General features: G+C 70.9%; 13 protein-coding genes. 4 read left to right on the forward strand and 9 right to left on the reverse strand.

Annotated elements, in window-relative coordinates; genetic code table 11:
* Positions 1 to 76: 76 nt before the first annotated feature.
* The 9 genes from KXR53_RS00395 to KXR53_RS00435 all read right to left on the reverse strand — a co-directional run bounded on the left by KXR53_RS00395 (position 77) and on the right by KXR53_RS00435 (position 11,869).
* The gene (locus KXR53_RS00395; protein WP_437372300.1) at positions 77 to 1,183 is read right to left on the reverse strand and encodes an NAD(P)-dependent oxidoreductase; all 1,107 of its coding nucleotides are present in this window, start codon (positions 1,181 to 1,183) and stop codon (positions 77 to 79) included.
* Positions 1,158 to 3,815: a molybdopterin-dependent oxidoreductase gene (locus tag KXR53_RS00400; RefSeq protein WP_437372302.1), complete on the reverse strand. Its 2,658-nt coding sequence runs from the start codon at positions 3,813 to 3,815 to the stop codon at positions 1,158 to 1,160. The genes KXR53_RS00395 and KXR53_RS00400 overlap by 26 nt, the downstream gene beginning before the upstream one ends.
* The gene (gene nirD / locus KXR53_RS00405; protein ID WP_026871432.1) at positions 3,808 to 4,149 is read right to left on the reverse strand and encodes a nitrite reductase small subunit NirD; all 342 of its coding nucleotides are present in this window, start codon (positions 4,147 to 4,149) and stop codon (positions 3,808 to 3,810) included. The genes KXR53_RS00400 and nirD overlap by 8 nt, the downstream gene beginning before the upstream one ends.
* A 5-nt stretch (positions 4,150 to 4,154) precedes the next feature.
* Entirely contained in the window at positions 4,155 to 6,620 is a 2,466-nt protein-coding gene (gene nirB / locus KXR53_RS00410) for a nitrite reductase large subunit NirB (protein WP_437372304.1), read from the reverse strand.
* A 14-nt stretch (positions 6,621 to 6,634) separates the two neighbouring features.
* A complete protein-coding gene (locus tag KXR53_RS00415; protein WP_437372306.1) occupies positions 6,635 to 7,432 on the reverse strand; it encodes an ABC transporter ATP-binding protein in 798 nt (265 codons plus the stop codon).
* A 10-nt stretch (positions 7,433 to 7,442) separates the two neighbouring features.
* Positions 7,443 to 8,342 carry a nitrate ABC transporter permease gene (gene ntrB / locus KXR53_RS00420; RefSeq protein ID WP_437372308.1) on the reverse strand — a complete coding sequence of 300 codons (900 nt, stop codon included), beginning with the start codon at positions 8,340 to 8,342 and terminating at the stop codon, positions 7,443 to 7,445.
* A gap of 30 nt (positions 8,343 to 8,372) precedes the next feature.
* Positions 8,373 to 9,692 carry a CmpA/NrtA family ABC transporter substrate-binding protein gene (locus tag KXR53_RS00425; RefSeq protein WP_437372310.1) on the reverse strand — a complete coding sequence of 440 codons (1,320 nt, stop codon included), beginning with the start codon at positions 9,690 to 9,692 and terminating at the stop codon, positions 8,373 to 8,375.
* A 20-nt stretch (positions 9,693 to 9,712) separates the two neighbouring features.
* Positions 9,713 to 10,975: an ABC transporter substrate-binding protein gene (locus KXR53_RS00430; RefSeq protein WP_437372311.1), complete on the reverse strand. Its 1,263-nt coding sequence runs from the start codon at positions 10,973 to 10,975 to the stop codon at positions 9,713 to 9,715.
* A 309-nt stretch (positions 10,976 to 11,284) separates the two neighbouring features.
* On the reverse strand, positions 11,285 to 11,869 hold the full coding sequence (locus KXR53_RS00435) for an ANTAR domain-containing response regulator (RefSeq protein WP_437372313.1): 585 nt from the start codon (positions 11,867 to 11,869) through the stop codon (positions 11,285 to 11,287).
* A 255-nt stretch (positions 11,870 to 12,124) separates the two neighbouring features.
* Here KXR53_RS00435 and urtA point away from each other — a divergent pair, with 255 nt between their 5' ends.
* From urtA to urtD, 4 genes are all read left to right on the forward strand, one after another.
* Complete coding sequence (gene urtA, locus KXR53_RS00440; protein WP_437372827.1) at positions 12,125 to 13,369, forward strand: urea ABC transporter substrate-binding protein; 1,245 nt, start codon at positions 12,125 to 12,127, stop codon at positions 13,367 to 13,369.
* 295 nt (positions 13,370 to 13,664) lie between these two features.
* A complete protein-coding gene (gene urtB / locus KXR53_RS00445; protein ID WP_437372315.1) occupies positions 13,665 to 15,254 on the forward strand; it encodes an urea ABC transporter permease subunit UrtB in 1,590 nt (529 codons plus the stop codon).
* Complete coding sequence (gene urtC / locus KXR53_RS00450) at positions 15,251 to 16,387, forward strand: urea ABC transporter permease subunit UrtC (protein WP_437372316.1); 1,137 nt, start codon at positions 15,251 to 15,253, stop codon at positions 16,385 to 16,387. The genes urtB and urtC overlap by 4 nt, the downstream gene beginning before the upstream one ends.
* A complete protein-coding gene (urtD, locus tag KXR53_RS00455) occupies positions 16,384 to 17,142 on the forward strand; it encodes an urea ABC transporter ATP-binding protein UrtD (protein ID WP_437372318.1) in 759 nt (252 codons plus the stop codon). Before urtC ends, urtD begins: the two co-directional genes overlap by 4 nt.

A 17,142-nucleotide genomic window follows, 5' to 3' on the forward strand; every position in this document is an offset into this window, starting at 1 on the left:
ACGGCCGGCCCAACCTAAGCAAGCGGGCGAGGCGGCGCCATGCGGCAAGAGGGTCGTTCCGATCCCCCGATCGTCGCTACTCCGCTGCCAGCCGCGGTACGGGCTGCTGGGCTTCCTCGGCGACCAGCTGCACCACCTGCAGGCCGCGCTCCAACTCGCCGCGCAGCGCGGCGGCCTCGGCCGGGGTCCGCACCGGGGCGCGGCGCGGCGCGTCGCGGCGGGCGTGGTCCAGCACGGCTGGGTCGACGCCGTCCCCGACCAGCACCAGATCGGCCCGGCGCAGCGCCGCCACCTGCCGCAGCGTCAAGTCCTGCTCGCCGCCCGGGCCGACCGCGATCCGGGTCAGCGACCCGGCGGCCGGGCGCTCCGCCGCCACCTGGTCCAGCAGGTCCAGCGCCGCCGCGCGGTCGACGGTGCCGCTGCGGTAGAGCCGGCGCCAGAAGGCCAGGCGGCGGGCGGGGTCGGCGATGCGGCGGCGGATCTCGTGCCGCAGCGTGCCGGACAGGGCGGCGAGGCGGCCGAGGCCCGGCGGGATCAGCGCCTCCAGCTCCTGCCTGATCAGGCCGGCCACGGCAGGCGCCGCGCCGCCGGTCGAGACCGCGACCACCACCGGCGAGCGGTCGAGGATCGCCGGCAGGATGAAGTCGCAGAGCTCCGGCCGGTCGACGACGTTCAGCGGCACGCCCGCCGCCCGCGCCAGGGCGGCGCTGCGCCAGTTGGCCTGGTCGTCGCCGGAGGCGTCGATGATCAGGCAGGCCCCGGCCAGGTGGGTGGCGGTCAGCGGCCCCTGCAGGATCTCGGCGCCGGCCGCTTCCGCCGTCTCGGCGAAGGTCGCATTGGCGCCGACCAGCCGGATCGCGGCGCCGGCGCGGCGCAGCAGCTCGAATTTCGGCGGGGCCGCGTCGCCGCCGCCGACCAGCACGCAGACCCGGCCGCGCACGGTCAGGAAGATGGGCAGGTGGGGCAGGGGGGCGTGATCCTGCGGCAGCGGATGGGCCGGAGCCGCCCCCTCACCCGAAATCGCTGACGCGATTTCGACCTCTCCCCAAGGAGAGGTGAAGGAGCCGCTTTCCTTCCCTCTCCTCGGGGAGAGGGAGGGGCCCGACGCCGAAGGCGGCGGGAGGGTGAGGGGGCTGGCGCCGGCCGAAGTCATCGGCTCAGCCTGCGGCAGGGAGGGCGGCATGGGCGACGATCTCCTTCAGCTCCGGCACGCAGGAGCCGCAATTGGTCCCGGCGCCGAGCAGCGCGCCGAGTTCCTTGACCCCGATGCCCTGGCCGTCCCGGATGGTCCGTAGGATCCGCTCGATCCCGACGCCGAGGCAGGCGCAGACGATGCGGCCCTCGCTTGGAGCCCCGACCGGGGCGCGGCCGGAGAGCAGGGCGCGGCGGTCGGACTCGTCCAGCTGCAGCGTGTCCGCGGCGAAGCGGGCCATCAGCCATTCCGGATCGGGCAGCTTGCCGGGCGGGGCGACGAACAGGCATTCGGCCAGGCCGGATTCATCGAGAGTGGCCAGGCGGAACAGGCCGCGCTTCGGATCGGCGAACTCGATCGTCTCGCGGCCCTTTCCCGGCGCCAGCAGCGTCCGGCCCAGAATGATGCCGTCGGCCGGCGGCTCCGGCCCGCCCAGGGTGTAGATCTGGCAGCCGGCGGCGGCCCGGCGGGTCCAGTAGACGAGACCGGTCGGGCGCATCCGCCGGCGGGAGATCAGGAATCCCTCCCAGCCGAGCGCGACGCGGTCGAGCGCGATCGGGGTGTGCTTCAGCTCCGGCTGGCCGGAGACGGGGTCGACGGCTGGGCTGGCCAGCTTGCCGACGACGCAGTCGGTGGTGAAGCGGTCGTTCCAGTGCATCGCCAGGAAGGCCTGGCCGGGCGTCTGGTCCGGCGTGATCCGGACCCGGGCCAGGGCGCGGCCCCAGCCGCTCCTCAGCCGCGCCAGGTCACCCTCGGCCAGGCCGTGGCGGCGGGCGTCGTCGGGATGCAACTCGACCGCCGGCTCCGGGCTGTTGGCGGCCAGCCGCGGCACCGCGCCGGTGCGGGTCATGGTGTGCCACTGGTCGCGCAGCCGGCCGGTGTTCAGCAGCAGCGGCCGGTCGCGCTCGGGGCGATGGGCCGGCGGCCGATACCGCACCGGGATGAAGCGGGCGCGGCCGTCCGGCGTCGGGAAGCGGCCGTCGGCGAACAGCCGCGCCGTGCCCTGCGGCCGGTCTTCGGGCACGGGCCATTGCACCGGCTCCAGCCGGTCGTAGTCCGCCCGGTCCAGCGCCGCCAGGGCGCCGAGGTCGAAGGCGCGCTCGCCGCCGTTCTCGAAAGCGGAGAGGGCGGCGTGCTCGCGGAAGATCGCCGCCGGGTCCTCATAGGGGAAGGCCGCGGCGAAGCCCATGCGGCGGGCGACCTGGGTGACGATCCACCAGTCCGGCCGGGCCTGGCCGGGCAAAGGGCGGAAGCCGCGCTGGCGCGAGATCCGGCGCTCGGAATTGGTGACGGTGCCGTCCTTCTCGCCCCAGCCGGCGGCGGGCAGCAGCACATCGGCCAGGCGGGCGGTGTCGGTCTCGGCGGTGACGTCGGAGACGACGACGAGGTCGCACCGGCTCAGGCCGCGGCGCAGCCGCTCCGCCTCCGGCACGCTGACCGCCGGGTTGGTCGCCATGATCCACAGCGCCTTGATCCGGCCGGCGGCCACGGCCTCGAACAACTCCACCGCCTTCAGCCCCGACTGCTGCGCCATGTGCGGCGCCCGCCAGAAGCGGCGCACCCGGTCGCGCGCCGCCTCGTCCTCGATCAGCATGTGCGCGGCCAGCTGGTTGGCCAGGCCGCCGACCTCGCGCCCGCCCATGGCGTTGGGCTGGCCGGTGACCGAGAACGGGCCCATGCCCGGCCGGCCGATCCGGCCGGTGGCGAGGTGGCAGTTGATGATGGCGTTGACCTTGTCGGTGCCCTGGGTCGACTGGTTCACCCCCTGGGAATAGATCGTCAGCGTCGCCGGGGTGTGGGCGAACCAGGCGTAGAAGCGCCGCACCGCCTCCTCCGGCACGCGGCAGCCCCGGGCCACGGCCGCGATGTCCGGGGCGTCCTCGGCCGCGGCGATGGCCGCCACCTCGAAGCCCTCGGCATGGGCGGCGATCCAGCCACGGTCCAGCGCCCCTTCGTGCACCAGATGGGCCAGCAGGCCGTTGAACAGCAGCACATCGGTGCCGGGCGCGATGGCGAGGTGCAGGTCGGCCTCGTCGCAGGTCGCGGTGCGCCGCGGATCGATCACCACGATCCTCGTGCCGCGGCGCTCGCGCGCCGACAGCAGCCGGCGATGCAGGATCGGGTGGCACCAGGCGGCGTTGGAGCCGACATAGATCGCGAGGTCCGCCTGCTCCCAATCCTCGTAGCAGCCCGGCACCACATCCTCGCCGAAGGCGCGGCGGTGGCCGGCGACGGAGGAGGCCATGCACAACCGGGAGTTGGTGTCGATGTTGCCGGAGCCGATGAAGCCCTTCATCAGCTTGTTGGCGACGTAATAGTCCTCGGTCAGCAGCTGGCCCGAGACGTAGAACGCCACAGCATCCGGACCGTGCTGTTCGATCGCCTCGCTGAAGCCGCTGGCGACGCGGTCCAGCGCCTCGTCCCAGCTCGCGGGCCGGCCGCCGATCATCGGGTCGAGCAAGCGCCCATCCAGCCCCAGCGTCTCGCCCAGCGCCCCGCCCTTGGAGCAGAGCCGGCCGAAATTCGCCGGGTGGATCGGGTCGCCGGTCACCCGCCCATCCGGCGCCGCGGCGACGCCGCAGCCGACGCCGCAATAGGCGCAGGTCGTGCGCACCTCAGCCATTGGCGACCAGCTGCGGCGCGGGCAGGCCGAGGCGGATGCGGCCGCCCTGCAGCTCGACCGCGATGCGGTGGACGCAGCCCTCGTCCGGCCCCTCGACCTCGCCGGTCTCCAGGCTGATCACCCAGGCGTGCAGCGGGCAGGTGACGCTGGTGCCGTGCACGATGCCCTGCGACAGCGGCCCGCCCTTGTGCGGGCAGCGGTCGTAGAGGGCGAAGACCCGGTCGTCGGCGGTGCGGAACAGGGCGATGTCGCCCTCCGGGCTCTTCACCACCCGCGCGCCCATCGGCGGGATGTCCTCGATCCCGCCGACATCGATCCAAAGCGGCAAGCTCATCCTCGTCACTCCACCGCGGCCAGGGGGCGGAACTCATGCGCCTCGGCGCCGGCGGCGCGTTCAGCCCAGGGGTCCTGTTGGGCAAATTGCTGCGCGTGCAGGAAGCGGGCGTAGAGCCGCTTGCGGGAATCCGCGTCCTCGACGATCCGGCGCTTGACGTGGTCGAGGCCGACCCGCTCGATCCAGGGCGCGGTGCGCTCGAGATAGTGCGATTCCTCGCGGTGCAGCTGCAGGAAGGCGCCGCAATATTCCAGCACCTCCTCCGGCGTCTCGACCTTGCACAGGAAGTCGGTGCCGCGCAGCGTGATGCCGCCATTGCCGCCGACATGCAGCTCCCAGCCGCTGTCGACCGCGATCACGCCGAAATCCTTGATCGTGGCCTCGGCGCAGTTCCGCGGGCAGCCGGAGACCGCCATCTTCACCTTGTGGGGCGTCCAGGCGCCCCAGGTCATCTTCTCGATGGCGATGCCCATGGCGGTCGAATCCTGGGTGCCGAAGCGGCACCACTCGGAGCCGACGCAGGTCTTCACCGTGCGCAGCGCCTTGCCGTAGGCGTGGCCGGAGACCATGCCGGCGGCGTTCAGGTCGCGCCAGACGTCCGGCAGCTGCTCCTTCTTCACGCCCAGAAGGTCGATGCGCTGGCCGCCCGTCACCTTCACCGACGGGATCTGGTAGCGGTCGACCACGTCGGCGATGGCGCGTAGCTCCTTGGCGGTGGTGACGCCGCCCCACATCCGCGGCACCACCGAATAGGTGCCGTCCTTCTGGATGTTGGCGTGCGCCCGCTCATTGATGAAGCGGGACTGCTGGTCGTCGCGGTACTCGCCCGGCCAGGCGCAGAGCAGGTAGTAGTTCAGCGCCGGCCGGCACTTGGCGCAGCCATGCGGCGTGCGCCAGCCCAGCTCCTGCATCACCGCCGGGATCGAGCGCAGCTCGCGCGCCAGAATCAGCCGCCGCACCTCGTCATGGCCGAAATCGGTGCAGCCGCAGACCGCCTTGATCTTCGGCCCGCCCTCATAGCCGTCGCCCAGCGTCACCGCCAGCAGGCTCTCGACCAGCCCGGTGCAGGAGCCGCAGGAGGACGAGGCCTTGGTGTGGGCCCGCACCGCGTCGAGGCTGGTCAGCCCCTTCCCGGTGATGGCCTGGACGATGGTGCCCTTGCAGACGCCGTTGCAGCCGCAGATCTCCGCCTCAGGCGGCAGGGCGGCAACGGCCTGCTTAGGGTCCGGCGCCGCACCTCCGGCGGCAGCCAGCGCCTGGCCGAAGATCAGCCCGTCACGCAGCGGCGTGACGTCCTGGGCCTCGCGCAGCATCTGGAAGAACCAGGCACCATCGGCGGTGTCGCCGTACAGCACGGCGCCGGCGATGCGGTTGTCCTTCAGCACCAGCCGTTTGTAGACGCCGCGGGCGGCGTCGCGGAACACGATGTCCTCGCAATCCTCGCCGCCCTGGAAGTCGCCGGCCGAGAACACGTCGATGCCGGTGACCTTGAGCTTGGTCGAGGTCACCGAGCCGCGATACTCGCTCTCCGCCGTGCCGGCCAGCTGGTCGGCGCAGATCCGCGCCATCTCATAGAGCGGCGCCACCAGGCCGTAGGTCCGGCCCTGGTGCTGGACGCATTCGCCGACCGCCAGGATGCAGGGGTCGGAGGTGGTCATCCGGTCGTCGACGACGACGCCGCGCTCGACCGTCAGGCCGGCCTCGCGGGCCAGCGTGGCGGCCGGGCGGATGCCGACCGCCATGACCACCAGATCGGCCGGGATCACCCGCCCGTCCTTCAGCCGCACCGCCTCGACCTTGCCGTCGCCCTCGATCGCGGCGGTATCGGCCTCGGTCAGCACGGCCAGGCCGCGCTGCTCCAGCTCCCGCTTCAGCAGGTAGCCGGCGGCGGGGTCGAGCTGCCGCTCCATCAGCACCGGCATCAGGTGCAGGACGGTCACCTCCATGCCATTGGCGCGCAGGCCGTTGGCGGCTTCGAGGCCCAGGAGGCCGCCGCCGATCACCACGGCGCGGGTGCGGCCCTCGCGCGCCGCCGCCAGCATCGCCTCGACATCGGCGATGTCGCGGAAGGTGACGACGCCGGGCAGGTCGCGGCCCGGCACCGGGATCACGATCGGGTCGGACCCGGTGGCCAGCAGCAGCCGGTCGTAGCGGCAGCGGCTGCCGTCGGCGCCGACCACCTCGCGTGCCTCGCGGTCGATCGCCGTCACCCGCACGCCGGCGCGCAGGTCGATGCCGTTCGTGTCGTACCAGGCGCGGTCGTTGATGACGATGTCGTCGAACCGCTTCTCGCCCGCCAGCACCGGCGACAGCATGATGCGGTTGTAGTTCACCTGCGGCTCGGCGCCGAACACGGTGATGGCGTAGCGGCCGGGCGCGCGGGCCAGCAGCTCCTCTACCGCCCGCATCCCGGCCATGCCGTTGCCGATGACGACGAGGCGCTCCTTCGGGCCCCAGCTTCCTTCGGGCATCTTTCCCTCCCCCCTCAGGCGGCCGCGGTGGTGAAGCGCTGGCGCTCGTAGAGGAAGCGCAGCACCTGCACCCGGCACGCGGCGTAAGTCGGATCGTCGGCCAGCGCCAGGCGGCGGCGCGGCCGCTCCAGCGGGATCTCCAGCACCTCGCCGATGGTGGCGCTGGGGCCGTTGGTCATCATCACGATGCGGTCGGACAGCAGCACCGCCTCGTCGACGTCATGGGTGATCATCAGCACCGTGTTGCCGAGCGCGGCATGGATCTCCATCACCGAGTCCTGCAGATGCGCCCGGGTCAGGGCGTCGAGCGCGCCGAAGGGCTCGTCCATCAGCAGCAGCTTCGGCTGCATGGCCAGCGCCCGGGCGATGCCGACGCGCTGCTTCATGCCGCCCGAGATCTCGCCCGGCCGCTTGTCCTTGGCATGCGCCATGTGGACCAGCGCCAGGTTGTGCATCACCCAGTCGTGCCGCTCGGCCGCGCTCTTGCTGCGCCCGAACACCTTGTCGACCGCGATCCGGACGTTGCCGTAGACGGTCAGCCAGGGCAGCAGCGAGTGGTTCTGGAACACGATGGCGCGGTCCGGGCCCGGGCTGTCGACCACCTGGCCGTCCAGCAGCACCTCGCCGGTGGTGGAGCGGACCAGGCCGCCGACGATGTTCAGCAGGGTCGACTTGCCGCAGCCGGAATGGCCGATGATCGACACGAACTCGCCGCGGGAAATGCCCAGGTTGACATCGACCAGCACCTCGCTGACCGCGCTGCCGCGGACAAAGCGCATGCCGACCTGCTCGATCGAGAGATAGCTGTCCATGACCGCCTCCTCAGGCCGAGGTGCCGCGGGCGACGAGCGCACCGGCGAAGCCGATCAGGCGGTCGAGGACGAAGCCGACCAGACCGACATAGATGAGGGCCACGACGATGTCGCTGATGCGCGAGCTGTTCCACGCGTCCCAGATGAAGAAGCCGATGCCGACACCGCCGATCAGCATCTCGGCCGCGATGATCGCGAGCCAGGACAGGCCGACGCCGATTCGGAGGCCGGTGAAGATGTAGGGCACGGTGGCGGGCAGGGTGATCCTGGTGAACACCTCCCACCACGACAGGCGCAGCACCGCGGCGACATTGCGGTAGTCCTGCGGGATGTTGCGCACCCCGACCGCGGTGTTGATCACGATCGGCCAGATCGAGGTGATGAAGATCACGAAGATCGCCGAGGGCTCGGCCTGCTGGAACCCGGCCAGCGAGATCGGCAGCCAGGCCAGCGGCGGGATGGTGCGCAGCACCTGGAAGATCGGGTCCAGCCCGCGCATCGCCCAGACGCTCTGGCCGATCAGGACGCCGAGCGCGACGCCGACCACCGCGGCCAGGGCGAAGCCCATCGCCACACGCTCCAGGCTGGTGGCGATCTGCCAGAACGCGCCCTTGTCGACCCCGCCATTGTCATAGAACGGGTCGATGATGAAGTCCCAGGTGTCGTCCAGCACCTTGAGCGGCGACGGCAGGCTGGAGGTCGGGCTGGAGCACAGCAGCTGCCAGGCCAGCAGCAGCAGCGCCAGCACGATCAGCGGCGGGATCACCCGGGCGGCGGCCTGGGTGGCGAAGCGGACCAGGACGGGGGCGAGCGGCGGCCGCGCTACCGGCAGGGACAGGACCTGTCCGGCCGGCTTCGGCGCGCCGGCCGGGGCGGGCGCTTTGGGTAGGATCTGGGCCGTCTGAGGCATGAGGGCTGGCTCCGGCTGGCTGTCGGGGCGTCAGGCGACGGTCTTGATGGCGAGGCTGGCGAGATAGGCGTCGGGGGCGTCGGGGTCGAAGACCTTGCCGTCAAAGAAGGTCTCCTTGCCGCGCGAGGTGCCGGCCGGGATCTCCCCGGCCGGCACGCCGATCGCCTGCGCGGCCCGGCGCCACAGATCCTCGCGGTTGACCCGTCCGATCAGCCCCTTGAGGTCGACATCCGGGGCGACATAGCCCCAGCGCCGGTCCTCGGTCAGGAACCACAGCTCGTGGCTCTGGAACGGGTAGGAGGCGAAGTCCCGCCAGAACTTCATCAGGAGCGGGCTGTTCTCGACCTTGCGGCCGTCGCCGTAGTCGATGGTGCCGAGCGAGCGCGGCAGGATATCGGCCGGGGGCACGTTGAACCATGCCCTCCGGCCGATGATTTGGGCCATTTCCTCCTTGTTCTCCGGCTTGTCGGCCCAGCGCTGGGCGTCGAGGACCGCCTGCAGCAGCGCTTCCGCCGCCTTCGGGTGGGCGTCGATCCAGTCGGCGCGCAGCGCCAGGCTCTTCTCTGGATGATCCTTCCACAGCTCGCCGGTGACGCAGGCGGAATAGCCGATCCCCTGGTGCACGAGCTGGTCGTTCCACGGCTCGCCGACGCAGAAGGCCTGCATGTTGCCGACCTTCATGTTGGCCACCATCTGCGGCGGCGGCACGACGATGGTGCTGACGTCCTTGTTCGGGTCGATCCCGCCGGCGGCCAGCCAGTAGCGCATCCACAGGTCGTGGGTGCCGCCGGGGAAGGTGACGGCGCACTTCACCTCCTGCCCCTTCGCCTTCATCTCGGCGAAGGCGGCCTTCAGCGGCTTGGCGTCGACCGTCGCGCCGGCCGGCATCAGGTCCTTGGCCACCGAGATCGCCTGGCCGTTGGTGTTCAGCCGGCACAGGATCTGCATCGGCAGCGGCTTGTTCTCGGCGGTGATGGTGCCGAGCGTCATCAGATAGGGCATCGGCGTCAGGATGTGGGCGCCGTCGATGCCGCCGCCGGCCGAGCCCAGCACGAGGTTGTCGCGAGTGGTGCCCCAGGAGGCCTGCTTGGAGACAGTGACCTCGGTCAGCCCGGCCTTGTCGAACAGCCCCTTCTCCTTGGCGATGATCAGGGGGGCGGAATCGGTCAGGGCGATGAAGCCCAGCGTCGCCTTGGTGGTCTCCGGCCCGGCTCCTTGAGCGAAGGCGCCGGACGGGAAGGCGGTGCGGACCGCGGCGATGGTCGCGGCGGCGCCGGTCAGCTTCGCCGTGCCCTGCAGCAGGCCGCGGCGGCTGATCGTCGTGGTGATGGTGCGGTCGCGTCCGGTCATGAAAGCCCCCTTCTGTTCCGTCAGCCGCGTTTTGCCGCGGCGGTTGCGCCGGCTTCGGCAGCGTGGCCGAGCCCGGCGAGATCGGTGTCGATCGCGGCGGGATCGAAGATCCGGCCGTCGCAGAAGCGGTCGGCGCCCAGCGCCACGCCGCCGACCGGGTCGGCCAGCACCCACAGGGCGTCGTGATGGCCCTCGGTCTTGCTGTCGGCGGCCGGGGCCGGATAGCCGAGGTCCCAGGCGACCTCGCGGTAGATGTCCGGCCGGTAGACGGCGGCGGCCGCCGCGGCGATGTCGACGCTGTCCGGCAGCTCGCCCCAGCGCCGCAGCTGGGCCAGGAACCAGGCGGCGTGGGACCGCCAGGGCAGGCCGGCGGCGCGGCGGTGAAAGACCGGGCCGCGCGCCGGCAGACCGTCGACCATCAGCTCGCCGGGGCGACCGACCAGGCCGGCGGCGATCGACGCGGCCGGGGCGTTCACCACCTCCGGCGCCGCCAGCATCGCCACCGCCGCAGGGCGGTTCTGCGGCCGGTCCAGCCAAGCGGCGGCGCGGATCAGGGCGCGCAGCAGGGCGCGGTGGGTGTCCGGCCGGGCCTCGGCCCAGGCGCGGGTGACGGCGAAGACCTTCTCCGGCGCGTTGTTCCAGATCCGCCAGCCGGTGGTGATCATGACGCCGACCCCCTGGTCGACGGCGACGTCGCCCCAGGGGGCGCCGACGCAGAAGCCGTCGACCCGGCCGGCCGACAGATGCGCCACCATCTGCGGCGGCGGCACCACCACGATGCGGACGTCGCGCTGCGGGTCGACCCCGCCGGCCGCCAGCCAGTAGCGCAGCTGGTCGTGATGGCTCGACACCGGGAAGACGATGGCGAAGACCGGCGGCGGGGCGCCGGCTTTGCGCCGCGCGGCGACGACAACCGCGACCGCCGTGGCGGACCCGGCGGCGGTGCCCTCCGGGTCCGCCGCCGCCATCTCCGCCGCCAAAGCGCGCGAGACGGTGACGGCGTTGCCGTTCAGGTTCAGCGACAGGCCGACCAGCATCGGCGTCTTCGGGCCGCTGAGGCCCAGCGTGATCGCCAGCGGCAGCGGCGCCAGCATATGGGCGCCGTCGAGCAGGCCGCAGACCAGCTTGTCACGCAGGCTGGCCCAGCTGGACTCGCGCGACAGCCGGACCGACAGCCCCTCCTCGCGGAAGAAGCCTTTCCGCTCCGCCACGATCAGGGGCGCGCAGTCGGCCAGCGGCACGAAGCCGAGGGTCAGATCTGTGCGGTCCGTCTGGTCCGTCATCACCCGCTCCAAAACGAAAAGGCGTCCGAGAGCGTGCGGAAGATCCGCAACCCTCGGACGCCTTTGCCCGGTTCGACGGCCCAGCGTCGGGCCGCCAGAAATATGGTCGGACGGACGCCATTGCCCGTCGTCACTCAAGTGATACGCAAGCGGCGTGCCAACTGCCTGACTGCCCGGTCCGGACATCGGAGATGGAGCGGTGCGGCCCGATTCAGGGTTCGGAGGAGGACGGAACCGGGCCGTTGCAGCGCAGCATGACTCTGCCCGCCTGTTGTGCAATGCACAAGAAAGCGGCGAAAATAGGCATGCCTAATTTTTGGTCAGAAGCTCGCTGATGCTGATCACCTGCTCGGCGATCTCGGCCAGGGGCTTGCCCCGGTCCATGGCCAGCTTGCGCAGGGCCTTATAGGCCTCGTCCTCGGTCATGCCGCGCTGTTGCATCAGGATGCCCTTGGCGCGCTCGATCCGCTTGCGCTCGGCCAGCGTGGCGCGGGTCTTCTCCAACTCGTCGCGCATCGCCTGGAAGGCCTGGAACCGGGCGATCGCGGCCTCCAGCACCGGCTTCACCCGATGCGGGCTGAGGCCGTCGACGACATAGGCGCTGACCCCGGCGCGGATCGCCTCGCCGATCGCGGCGTCGTCGCTCTGGTCCACGAACATCACGATCGGCTTCGGCCGCTCACGGCTGACGCTGCGCATATGCTCCAGCGCGTCGCGGTTGGGGGCGTCGAGGTCGACGATGATCACGTCCGGCTCGATCTCGCGCACCCGCGCCAGCAGGTTCTCGGTGCCGCTGGCGGTGGTGACCACGCCGTGGCCGGCCGCGGTCAGCGCCGCCTCGACCACGCGGCAGCGCTCGGCGTTCTCATCGACCAGGAGGATGCGCAGGACCATTCGCGGGGCAACAGGCAGCGGGACTGGCGCGATCCCAGCAAGTTCCGGACCACAGCCGGAATCGGGCCGCTGCGCAGGGATTGGGCAGTGGAGGCATCTGCCGCCCTCTTGGGCAGAGGCCGATGGCGGAGTTCCGCCACTGGCCCGGAACTTGCCTCCTGACGGCCGATGCGGACGCAAACGAGCGCGAACGGGGAGCTCACGATGGCATTGTCGCAAAAACACTGGGTGATCGGCGCCGCGCTGGCGGTGGTCATGGGGCTGGGCTTCACCAGCGCCGCCCGGGCCGAGGACACGATCAAGGTCGGCATCCTCCATTCCCTGTCCGGCACCATGGCGATCAGCGAGACCACGCTGAAGGACGTGATGCTGATGCTGATCGACGAGCAGAACAAGAAGGGCGGGCTGCTCGGCAAGAAGCTGGAGCCGGTGGTGGTCGACCCGGCGTCCGACTGGCCGCTCTTCGCCGAGAAGGCGCGGCAGCTGCTGTCGGTCGACAAGGTCGCGGCCACCTTCGGCTGCTGGACCTCGGTGTCGCGCAAATCGGTGCTGCCGGTGTTCGAGGAGCTGGACGGCATCCTCTTCTACCCGGTGCAGTACGAGGGCGAGGAAAGCTCGCGCAACATCTTCTACACCGGCGCCGCGCCGAACCAGCAGGCGATCCCGGCGGTCGACTATCTGATGAACGAGGAGGGGGTGGAGCGCTGGGTGCTGGAAGGCACCGACTACGTCTATCCGCGCACCACCAACAAGATTCTCGAGGCCTATCTCAAGGCCAAGGGCGTGGCGCCTGAGGACATCCTCGTCAACTACACGCCCTTCGGCTTCTCCGACTGGCAGACCGAGGTCGGCAAGATCAAGAGCTTCGGTTCGGCCGGCAAGAAGACCGCGGTGGTCTCGACCATCAACGGCGACGCCAATGTGCCGTTCTACAAGGAGCTGGCGAACCAGGGCATCAAGGCGACCGACATCCCGGTCGTCGCCTTCTCGGTGGGCGAGGAGGAGCTGGCCGGGCTCGACACCGGCCCGCTGGTCGGCCACCTCGCCGCCTGGAACTACTTCCAGAGCGTCGACACGCCGGCGAACCAGGACTTCATCGCCAAGTGGCACGCCTTCATCAAGAACGACAAGCGCACCACCAACGACCCGATGGAGGCGCACTACATCGGCTTCGCCATGTGGGTGAAGGCGGTGGAGAAGGCGGGCACCACGGATCCGGACAAGGTGATCGACGCGATGGTCGGCGTGACCGTGCCGAACCTGACCGGCGGCTATGCCACCATGATGCCGAACCACCACATCACCAAGCCGGTGCTGATCGGCGAGATCCAGGATAACGGCCAGCTGCAGTCGGTGTGGGAGACGACGGGCGAGGTCGTGGGCGACGAGTGGTCGGACTATCTCGACGGCTCGAAGGACCTGATCGCCGATTGGCGCAAGCCGCTGGCCTGCGGGAACTTCAACGTCAAGACCGGCAAGTGCGGCGGGTCGGGATCCTGACGGGGGCGGAGGGGAGGCCGGGAGGCGCTGGGGGGCGCCTCCCGGCATCGTTCGAAGCTGAGATGGTTGGCTCGCTTATGGCGACGATCTGCCAGGTGGATCCGAGAAAAATCCTCCCCCTCCCCTCGCGGGAGGGGGTAGGGGGAGGGGGCTAGTGCGGTTGGTGCGAACCTGGTTTGGAGTGCTCGGGCGATCGCTCTGCCGTGGAGCTGCCATCCCGGCGGCTGCGGCAAACCCCTCCCCCTTCCCCCCTCCCGCAAGGGGAGGGGGAGAGAGTTTGGGTCGGTCCGGTCGCTTGACCGATGGACGGGTTGCGCGCGTTCTCGCCCTCCTGCTCCTGATCCTCCTCCCGCTCTCCGCCCGCGCCGAGATCCCGGCGGAGGTGCTGGCGCGGTTTGCCTCGACCAATTACGACGACATCGCCGCAGGGGTGGACGGCGTCGCCGCTTCGGGCGATGCGCAGGCGCCGGCAGTGCTGGAGGCGCTGGCGGCCGGCCGGCTGATCGCGGCGCCCGGCGCCGTCGCGATCAAGACCGAGGCCGGCGGCTTTGTCGACGCTGCGACGGGGGCTGCACTCTCCGAAGCGCCGGCCGGCGGCAAGCCGGTGCGGGTCAACAACCGGGTGCGGCGGGCGGTCGAGGCGGCGATGGGGTCGTTGACCCTCATGTCGCCCGATCCGGCCAAGCGCCTCGACGCCGCGGCCGCGATGTTCAAGTCGCGCGATCCGAAGGCGCTCGGCGCCGTCGAGGCGGCGTTGGCGCGCGAGCAGGATCCGGCGGTGACGCAGGCCTTCGCCGAGGCGCGGGCCGCCATCCTGCTGGCCCAGGGTGGCGCCGATGACGTGCTGCTGCCGGCGATCGACACCGTCGCCGCCCGCGGCGACCAGGAGGCGCGGGCACTGCTGTCCGGCATCCCGAACCCATCGCCGGCTGTGGCCGCCGCAGCGGAGTCCGCGATCGGCCGGATCGACACCCGGCTCGCGATCTGGAACGGGGTGCAGAGCCTCTATTACGGGCTCAGCCTCGGCTCGGTGCTGCTGATCGCCGCCATCGGCCTCGCCATCACCTTCGGGGTGATGGGCGTGATCAACATGGCGCATGGCGAGATCGTCATGCTCGGCGCCTACACCACCTTCATGGTGCAGGAGGCGTTCCGGAGCTGGGCGCCGAACCTGTTCGACTATTCGCTCGCGGTGGCGCTGCCGCTGGCCTTCCTGGTCGCGGCCCTGGCCGGCGTCGCCATCGAGCGCGGCATCATCCGCTTCCTCTACGGACGGCCTCTCGAAACCCTGCTCGCCACCTTCGGCCTGTCGCTGATCCTGCAGCAGGCGGTGCGCACCGGCTTCGGCCCGTCGAACCGCGAGGTCGGCAACCCCAGCTGGATGGCCGGCGCCTTCGACCTCGGCGGCCTGACCCTGACCTGGAACCGGCTCTGGATCATCGTCTTCGCCCTCCTGGTCTTCGCCGCGCTGATGGCGGTGCTGCGCTACACGGCCCTCGGCCTGCAGATGCGGGCGGTGACGCAGAACCGGCGCATGGCGGCGGCCATGGGCATCCGCACCGGCCGGGTCGACATGCTAACCTTCGGCATCGGCTCCGGCGTCGCCGGGATCGCCGGGGTGGCGCTCAGCCAGATCGACAATGTCAGCCCCAATCTCGGCCAGGGCTACATCATCGACAGCTTCATGGTCGTGGTGTTCGGCGGCGTCGGCAATCTCTGGGGCACGCTGGTCGGCGCCCTGTCGCTCGGCGTCGCCAACAAGCTGCTGGAGCCCTTCGCCGGGGCCGTGCTGGGCAAGATCGCGATCCTGGTGGGGATCATCCTGTTCATCCAGCGCAAGCCGCGCGGGCTGTTCCCGCTCAAGGGCCGGGCGGTGGAGTCATGATCACGGCCCGTCTCCTCCGCGCCTCCTCGGCGCCGGCCTTCGCCCTCGGCCTCGTGGCTGTGGCGGTGCTGGTCCTGCTGGCCAACCTGGCGCTGCCGCCGGACTCGGCACTCCACGTGCCCGGCTACGCCGTCAGCCTGATGGGCAAGTATCTGTGTTACGCGCTGCTGGCCCTCGCCATCGACCTCGTCTGGGGCTATGTCGGCATCCTCAGCCTCGGCCACGGCGCCTTCTTCGCCCTCGGCGGCTACGCCATGGGCATGTATCTGATGCGCCAGATCGGCCCGCGCGGCGTCTACGGCAACCCGGTGCTGCCGGATTTCATGGTGTTCCTGAACTGGCAGCAGCTGCCCTGGTACTGGCACGGCTTCGACCAGTTCTGGTTCGCGGCGCTGATGGTGCTGCTGGTGCCGGGCGCGCTGGCCTTCGTCTTCGGCTGGTTCGCCTTCCGCAGCCGCGTCTCCGGCGTCTATCTCTCGATCATCACCCAGGCGATGACCTACGCCCTGCTGCTGGCCTTCTTCCGCAACGACATGGGCTTCGGCGGCAACAACGGCCTGACCGACTTCAAGGACCTGCTGGGCTTCAGCCTGCAGGCGGACGCAACGCGCGCTGGGCTGTTCCTGGCCAGTGCCATCGCGCTCGCCGCCGCCTTCCTGCTCTGCCGGGCGATCACCCGGTCGCGCTTCGGCAAGGTGATGATCGCGATCCGCGACGCCGAAAGCCGCACCCGCTTTCTCGGCTACCGGGTCGAATCCTACAAGCTCGTGGTCTTCACCCTGTCGGCGATGATGGCGGGCGTGGCCGGCGCGCTCTACGTGCCACAGGTCGGCATCATCAACCCCGGCGAATTCGCCCCGGCCAACTCGATCGAGGCGGTGATCTGGGTCGCGGTCGGCGGCCGCGGCACGCTGATCGGCCCGATCATCGGCGCGGTCTCGGTCAATCTCGGCAAGACGATCTTCACCAACCTGCTGCCGGAATTCTGGCTGTTCGCGCTGGGCGGGCTGTTCATCCTGGTCACCCTCGTCCTGCCCAAGGGCATCGTCGGCGCGGTGCAGTCGGCGCTGCGGTCCCGGCGCGAGCGCCCGGGCCGCCGCCCGGCCGAAGTGGCAGCGGAGGCGCCGCGATGACCGCGCCCGACGCCGCCACCCAGGCGCTGCTCTATCTCGACGGCGTGACCGTCACCTTCAGCGGCTTCCGGGCGCTCAACGCCCTGTCGCTGGTGGTCGAGCCCGGCGAGATGCGGGCGATCATCGGCCCGAACGGGGCCGGCAAGACCACGATGATGGACGTCATCACCGGCAAGACGCGGCCGGACCAGGGCGAGGTGCTGTTCCGCGGCACCCACGACCTGACCCGGCTGGACGAGACGGCGATCGCGGGCCTCGGCATCGGACGAAAGTTCCAGAAGCCGACGGTGTTCGACAGTCACACGGTCGGGGACAATCTCCTCCTCGCCCTGGCCGGCCCGCGATCGCCGACCAGCCTCTTGTTCGGCCGGCCGCGCGCCGACACGGCGGAGCGGATCGACGAGATCCTGGCGACGACCAAGCTGACGGCGCATCGCGACCGCCTGGCCGGGGCGCTGTCGCACGGCCAGAAGCAGTGGCTGGAGATCGGCATGCTGCTGGCGCAGGAGCCGGCCCTCTTGCTGGTCGACGAGCCGGTGGCCGGCATGACCGACGCCGAGACCGAGGAGACGGCGATCCTGCTGCGCGAGATCAACAAGACCCGCTCCGTGGTGGTGGTGGAGCACGACATGCATTTCGTCCGCGCCCTCGACGTCAAGGTCACGGTGCTGCACGAGGGCTCGGTGCTGGCCGAAGGGCCGCTCGACGCCGTCAGCGCCGATCCGCGCGTCATCGACGTCTATCTGGGGCGCTGA

Source organism: Inquilinus limosus, assembly GCF_051487185.1.
In the GTDB taxonomy this organism is placed as follows: domain Bacteria; phylum Pseudomonadota; class Alphaproteobacteria; order DSM-16000; family Inquilinaceae; genus Inquilinus; species Inquilinus limosus_F.